The sequence below is a fragment of the Mumia sp. genome, from assembly GCF_028803055.1.
In the GTDB taxonomy this organism is placed as follows: Bacteria; Actinomycetota; Actinomycetes; order Propionibacteriales; family Nocardioidaceae; genus Mumia.
The window spans coordinates 1-6,509 of the sequence record NZ_JARBCJ010000178.1 but is presented as its reverse complement, the minus strand read 5'-3'; the positions used below and the strand labels follow the sequence as shown (position 1 = coordinate 6,509).

Here is a 6,509-nt window from a genome sequence, read left to right as displayed (position 1 = left end):
CACCTTCGAGGTGCACCACACGTACCGCTACATCAGCCCCGCGTAGCCGTCACTCGTCCCCAGGCGCCTTGCGGCACTCCACGTTGTCGGCGGCGTTGTACTTCGCCGTCGTCGTCTCACGCTTGACCACCGCGCCGTCACGCGTGAAGGTCCGATAGACGTCGACGTCGAACCCGGTCACGCCGGCCTGGGGCAGGCACTCGTCGGAGGCGTCGTAGCGGGTCGCGGGCGACCGGAAGTTGCGCTTGGACGACAACCCTGACTTGATGTCCCACTGCTTCGTGCCCCACAACGTGACATTCATCGAGCCCTGGCGGCCCGGGGTGCTGCGGTTGACCCAGGCCTGGATGAGGATGCCGTGATCGGTGGTGTTCTTGAACTTGAGGTCGACCGACGGCCAGGCGACCGTCGCCTCGCGGCCCACCGGGTAGCGGCTGATGTAGAAGCTGTGCGGCTTGTGAGTGACGTCCTCGAGGCCGGCGAAGAATCCCGCGTTGTAGAGCGTGGTCGCGACCTGGGAGACGCCGCCGCCGAGGTCCTCGCGGAAGACGCCGTTGCTGATCATCGTGCCCGCGGTGAAGCCGTTGGCGACCGTACGCTCGCCGACGGTCTCGTTGAAGCTGAACGTCTCGCCTGGCTTGAGCAGCGTGCCGTTGACGAGCTCGGCGGCGCGGCCCTGGTTGGTGTTGCGGTAGTCCGCGTGCGGGTAGTTCGTCGAGAAGGAGCTGACCTTCTCGACGATGCCGAGCTTCTCGACCTCCTTGGTGGTGAGGTCAGGCGCCTTCTGCTTGGGCTCCACCTCGACCGCGCGTTCGGCGCCGGACTTCTGGAGCACCGGCACGAGGGCGGTCGCCACGTCGGCCGGGACCACGCCGATGCCGGCCTTGCCCGGGACCACGACCGGCTTGCCGGAGCGGATCGCCACCGTGGCGTCCTGCGCCGGTGTGCCGATCTCCTCGGTCGCCTCGGCGAGCGGCTCCGCCAGCTTCTTGGGGTCGACGACCGTCGTGAGCTTGCCGTCCTTCACCTGCACGCTCAGCGCAGGCGCGTAGTCCGACGGGGCGAGCTCGGCAGACTTGCTCCCGGCGACGATCTTGACCGGGGCCGACATCGCCGGCTTGGCGATCTCGGTGACCGCGGCCCGGAGGTCGTCGACGCTCACTGCGGGCTCCAGCACGTCGACCGGCAGCTCGAGATCGGTGTGCGCGAGCGGGTACGAGCTGCGGACGAGGGCCGTCGTGGCCTTCTGATCCACCGCGCGGCCCGCCTTGGGCTTGCTCACCTTGGGCTTGCCGTCGGTGAAGCCGATGCGACCCTCGGAGACCTCGCGGTCGGTGTCGTCGGCGATGGAGGCCACGGCCGACTCGAGCACCTTGTCGTCCACGGCGACGGCCACGTCGTAGCTCTCCGCGCCGAAGAGCACGTCCAGCATCGTCAACGGGTTCCACACCGAGGTGTCGGCACCGGTCTGGGCGATCGAGGTGTCGAGGTCGACGGCGAGCCCGGCCTCGTCGGGCGTGAGCTCGAAGGTCTTCTTGCCGCGGACGATCCGGACGGGCTCCTTGGCCGGCGCGGCCAGCGTGTCACCGAGTGTGGTCCGCGCCTCGTCGATCGGCTTCATGCCGAGCTCGACGCCGCCGATCGAGGTCCCCGCGGGCACGCGGTCCGAGGTGGAGAAGTGCAGGACGACGTAGACGGTCACGACGAGCAGCGCGATGACGGCGAGAGCGATCAGCGCGATGCGGTCGCCGCGTCGGCGCTTCTCCTCGAACAGAGTCGTGTCGTGCTCGGTGAGCGTGGGGGTCGGGGTCGGGGCCATGTGTTCCTCGTGGTCCGGGTCGTGCGGGGGCCGGTCAGCGCTGGTGCTCGACCGGGGCCAGGCCTGAGTTTTTCTCGCTCTCGGGGGAGCGGACCAAGGCGCCGTAGTGCGAACGGTAGTAGAGAAGGGGCTCCCCGAGCCGGGACTCGCCGAAATCGCGGGTTCCGTCGGGTGCCGCGGGGGCGCCCGGCTCGTCGGCACGCACCGCCGCCGTCAGGACCTCGCCGACGACGATCGTGTGGTCACCACCGTCGTACGTCTGCCAGGTGCGGCACTCGAGCCACCCGATGGCCCGGTCGAGCAGCGCTGCGCCGGTGGCTTCGCCCCGGTGGTGCGGGACACGCTCGAGCTGTCCCTCGAGGGGGCGCCCGCGGCGGGCGAGCCAGGTGGCGTCGTCCTGTCCGTTCTCGGCGAGGACGGAGACGCCCCACGTGCCGGAGGACAGCACCGCGTCGTGGAACCGCGCTCGTCGGTCGACGGCGACGAGCACCAGGGCGGGGTCGAGCGAGACCGAGCAGAAGGCGCTCGCGGTCATCGCGTGATCGAGCCCGTCGGCCACCGTGGTCGTGACCGTGACGCCGCTCGCGAACCGTCCGAGGACATCACGGAAGGTGCGCGCGGCCGCTGGGTCGAGGGGGTGGGGCACTGAGCTCACCCTCCCAGCCTACGGGGACGGTCCACCGTTTCGGACGCGATGTGACCTGCGCCGCGTGCGGCGAGCACGACGCCGGCTCCGAGGACGACGAGGGAGCCGAGCAGGAACGAGTAGCCGAGGGCGTCGGCCGCCACCAGGTAGTCGCCCTCGGGCCGCGACGACATGGTGAGCAGCAGCACAGCGCCGTAGGAGACGGCGAGGACGACCGCGGCGGCCGTACCCCCCACGAGCGCGGCAGCACGCAGCGTCACCAGCACCGTGCCCAGCGCCAGGACGACCCCCCACGGGACGGGGCCGGTGACGTGCCGGTGGACGACCAGTCCGGCAACGCAGAGGACCGCTCCGAAGACGGCGGCGAGGAGCAGGACGAGCGGCCCCGCGGAGCGCGAGTCAGCGCGTGCCCGCGAAGAGGTCATGCTCGAGCCCGTCCTCCCCCGGCACCGGCGTGCCCTTCGCGATCCGGAAGAACTCGGTGCCCCACACGTACGCGCCGAGGTTGTTGGACAAGGCGAAGAAGGGGCTGTCGACCTGGATCTGAGTCGGGTAGGCGCGCATCGCGTCCAGCTTGGCCTCGGCGAACTCCTCGGCGACCACCGATGCCGCGATCTGGTCGTCGGGGACGGCCATGAACGACAGGTCTCCCTCGGGGTCGAGGCCCTCGAAGGTGGTGTGGTCGCCGGCCGCTCGGAGCTTGCGCAGACCCTCCCGCAGCCACGAGTCGGCGTTGGCGGTCCAGTAGACCTTGTCGACGTCCCAGGCGGCGCCGAGGTCGGCGCGGTAGGACGGGGCGGCGGCGAGCGCGACCGCGTAGGTCGCCACGCGGTGCGCCTGCACGTGGTCGGGGTGACCGTAGTTGCCGAAGTCGTCGTAGGTGATGAGGACCTGTGGGCGGATCTCGCGGATCACGGCGACGAGGTGGTCGGCCGCCTCGCGGAGGTCGGCGAGCCAGAACGCGTTGGGGGCGACGTCGGGCGCGACGGTGGCGGCACCGGACTCGGACCACACCATGCCCGAGTCACGGTAGGTCCCGGCCCCTCCGAGCCATCGGGCGTCGGTGATGCCGAGTCGCTTCATCGCCGCGTCGCGCTCGGCGACCCGGTGCTCACCGAGCGTGTCGTCGCGGTCGGCCGCGAGATGCTCGAGCTCGGGCACCAGGACCTCGCCCATCTCGCCCATCGTGCACGTCACCAGGGTGACGAGCGCGCCCTCGGCGGCATACTTCGCCATCGTCGCGCCGGTCGTGATCGTCTCGTCGTCGGGGTGAGCGTGCACCAGGAGCAGACGGCGGTCGGGGAGGTTGTCGGGCATGCCGCCCAGCGTACCGAGGCGGACGGACGCCCCACGCCTCTTGTCGCGCCAGACGGTCGTCTAGAGTCGGCGCACCGCGCGTGTCACGGGTCACACTCGACACGCTCGCACCCGTCCGCCGGTCCTCGAGGAGATCACCATGGCCGACCGCACCGTCGACGTCGTCATCGTCGGCGCAGGCCTGTCCGGCATCAACGCCGCGTACCGCCTGCAGGAGCGCAGCCCGGGCACCACCTACGCGGTCCTCGAGGCCCGCGACGCGATCGGCGGGACGTGGGACCTGTTCCGCTACCCCGGTGTGCGCTCGGACTCCGACATCTTCACGCTCTCGTTCCCGTTCCGCCCCTGGCGCGGGCCGGACTCGATCGTCGACGGCGAGCAGATCCGGGACTACCTCCACGAGACCGCGCGGGAGAGCGGGATCGAGCAGCACATCCGGCTGTCGACCACGGTCCTCGCCGCCGACTGGTCCCCCGAGCGTGCACGCTGGACGGTCACGGTCGCCACCGGGCCGGACACCGTCGAGGAGACGTACGAGGCGCGCTTCGTCTTCTTCTGCAGCGGCTACTACGACTACGACGCCCCGTACGACCCGGGTCTCGCCGGTGTCGAGGACTTCCGAGGGCGGGTCGTCCACCCGCAGTTCTGGCCCGACGACCTGGACTACGCCGGCAAGCGGGTGGTCGTCGTGGGCAGCGGAGCCACCGCCATCACCGTCGTGCCCGCGATGGCCGAGCAGGCGGAGCACGTGACGATGCTGCAGCGGACCCCCACGTACGTCGTCGCGCAACCGAAGCAGGACGCCGTCGGCAACGCGATCCGCAAGGTGCTCCCGCCCCGGGCGGGGCACCTCGCGATGCGGACCAAGAACACCGCGATGCAGTGGGGCTTCTACCAGGCGTGCCGACGGCTGCCCAACCAGATGGCCGGGCTGTTCCGCAAGGGCGCGGTGGCGGCGATCGGCTCCCAGGAGATCGTCGACGCGCACTTCACACCGCCGTACCGGCCGTGGGACCAGCGCCTGTGCATCTCCCCCGACGGCGACCTGTTCCAGGCGATCCGCGAGGGCAGTGCCTCCGTGGTGACCGGCCACATCGACCGCTTCGTCGAGAACGGCATCCGGCTGGAGAGCGGCGAGGTGGTGGAGGCCGACGTCGTCGTGACGGCGACCGGGCTCGCCCTGCAGCTGCTCGGCGGCACGCAGATCAGTGTCGACGGGACGCCGGTCGACCTCGCGCACACCTACGCCTACCGCGCGACGATGCTCAGCGGCATCCCCAACCTGGCGTTCTGCATCGGCTACGTGAACCTCTCGTGGACGATGCGCTCGGACATGACGGCGCGCCTCGTGGCTCGGATCGTCAACCGGCTGCGCGACACCGGCGCCGACACGGTGACGCCGGTGATCGAGGGGACGCCCGAGTCCCGCCCGCTGTTCGACATGGACTCCGGCTACATCCGCCGTGGCGCGCACCTGCAGCCGCGGTCGACCGGTGACTACCCGTGGTCGATGCGCCAGAACGTCGTCGTGGACGCGTGGGCGACCAACCGGGCCGACCTCGACGACGGCCTTGTCTGGACCCGTTCGGCGCGTACCCAGGACCGGACGGAGGTCGGGGCATGAGGGCGGTCACCTGCCACCGCGGCGAGCTCGCCGTCGCCGAGGTCCCCGATCCCGTCCCCGGCCGGGGCCAGGTCCTGATCGAGGTCACCAGGAGCGGGATCTGTGGGTCCGACCTGCACGCCCGGACCCACAGTGACCTCACGGCCGACGGAGCCGCCGAGATCGGGTACGACGGCTTCATGCGCTCCGAGCAGACCGTCGTCCTCGGGCACGAGTTCTGCGGGCGGGTCGTCGCGTACGGGCCCGGCTGCCAGGAGCGGTGGCCGGTGGGCACCAGGGTGGTGGCGCTGCCGGTGCTGCGGCAGGACGACGGCGCACACCTCACCGGCCTCTCGGAGCGCGCGCCTGGCGGCTTCGCCGAGATGACGCTGGTATCGGAGGTGATGACGATGCCGGTCCCCGACGGGGTGAGCGACGACCACGCCGCGACCACCGAGCCGCTCGCCGTCGCGCACCACGCCGTACGGCGCAGCGAGGTCGGCAAGAAGGACGTCGCGATCGTCGTGGGATGCGGACCCATCGGGCTCGCCGTGATCCTCATGCTCAAGGCCGCCGGGGTCCGCACGGTCGTCGCCAGCGACCTCTCGGCGGCACGCCGGCAGCTGGCGGCACGGTGTGGCGCCGACATCGTCGTCGACCCGCGCACCGAGTCGCCGTGGACGGCGTACGGAGAGCGCAAGGGCCACCTTCGCACCGCACCGAGCCTGATCGAGCTGGGGATGGACACGCTCCAGGTCCTGCGACGGGTGCCGGGACTGCCGTGGTGGCGGGTGATGCGCGCCGCCGAGAAGGTGGGCGCCACGCCTCGCGGCCCGGTCGTCTTCGAGTGCGTCGGTGTGCCCGGGATGATCGAGGACGTCATCACGCACGTGCCGTTGCTGTCGCGTGTCGTGGTCGTGGGCGTCTGCATGGAGCCCGACACGTTCCGCCCGTCGATGGCGATCAACAAGGAGATCGACCTGAGGTTCGTCTTCGCCTACGGACCCGGCGAGTTCTACGAGACGCTCCAGATGATCGCCGACGGCACCGTCGACCCGTCGCCGCTGCTGACCGGCACCGTCGGGCTGGACGGGGTCGCCGACGCGTTCACCGCCCTCGCCGAC

The 6,509-nt window shown here is 71.0% G+C and carries 6 protein-coding genes; 2 read left to right on the top strand and 4 right to left on the bottom strand.

Annotated elements, in window-relative coordinates; genetic code table 11:
- Window positions 1–49: 49 nt before the first annotated feature.
- Genes PV363_RS14560 through mshB form a run of 4 tightly spaced genes read right to left on the bottom strand, consistent with a single transcriptional unit; the run spans window position 50 to window position 3,782 of the window.
- Window positions 50–1,819, bottom strand: a complete 1,770-nt coding sequence (locus tag PV363_RS14560; protein ID WP_301022693.1) for a VanW family protein — start codon at window positions 1,817–1,819, stop codon at window positions 50–52.
- A 34-nt stretch (window positions 1,820–1,853) separates the two neighbouring features.
- Window positions 1,854–2,474, bottom strand: a complete 621-nt coding sequence (locus PV363_RS14555; protein WP_301022692.1) for a flavin reductase family protein — start codon at window positions 2,472–2,474, stop codon at window positions 1,854–1,856.
- On the bottom strand, window positions 2,471–2,890 hold the full coding sequence (locus tag PV363_RS14550) for a DUF6113 family protein (protein ID WP_301022691.1): 420 nt from the start codon (window positions 2,888–2,890) through the stop codon (window positions 2,471–2,473). The genes PV363_RS14555 and PV363_RS14550 overlap by 4 nt, the downstream gene beginning before the upstream one ends.
- Complete coding sequence (mshB, locus tag PV363_RS14545; RefSeq protein WP_220343852.1) at window positions 2,865–3,782, bottom strand: N-acetyl-1-D-myo-inositol-2-amino-2-deoxy-alpha-D-glucopyranoside deacetylase; 918 nt, start codon at window positions 3,780–3,782, stop codon at window positions 2,865–2,867. Before mshB ends, PV363_RS14550 begins: the two co-directional genes overlap by 26 nt.
- A 139-nt stretch (window positions 3,783–3,921) precedes the next feature.
- Here mshB and PV363_RS14540 point away from each other — a divergent pair, with 139 nt between their 5' ends.
- The gene (locus PV363_RS14540; protein ID WP_301022690.1) at window positions 3,922–5,406 is read left to right on the top strand and encodes an NAD(P)/FAD-dependent oxidoreductase; all 1,485 of its coding nucleotides are present in this window, start codon (window positions 3,922–3,924) and stop codon (window positions 5,404–5,406) included.
- Window positions 5,403–6,509 (top strand): zinc-binding dehydrogenase (locus tag PV363_RS14535; RefSeq protein WP_301022689.1); only part of this gene is annotated, 1,107 nt, incomplete at its 3' end. The genes PV363_RS14540 and PV363_RS14535, both read left to right, overlap by 4 nt.

Excerpts from the sequence above, each read along its gene's own strand:
- PV363_RS14560 (WP_301022693.1), bottom strand. The coding sequence starts at position 1,819 with ATGGCCCCGACCCCGACCCCCACGCTCACCGAGCACGACACGACTCTG.
- PV363_RS14550 (WP_301022691.1), bottom strand. The coding sequence starts at position 2,890 with ATGACCTCTTCGCGGGCACGCGCTGACTCGCGCTCCGCGGGGCCGCTC.
- mshB (WP_220343852.1), bottom strand. The coding sequence starts at position 3,782 with ATGCCCGACAACCTCCCCGACCGCCGTCTGCTCCTGGTGCACGCTCAC.
- PV363_RS14540 (WP_301022690.1), top strand. The coding sequence starts at position 3,922 with ATGGCCGACCGCACCGTCGACGTCGTCATCGTCGGCGCAGGCCTGTCC.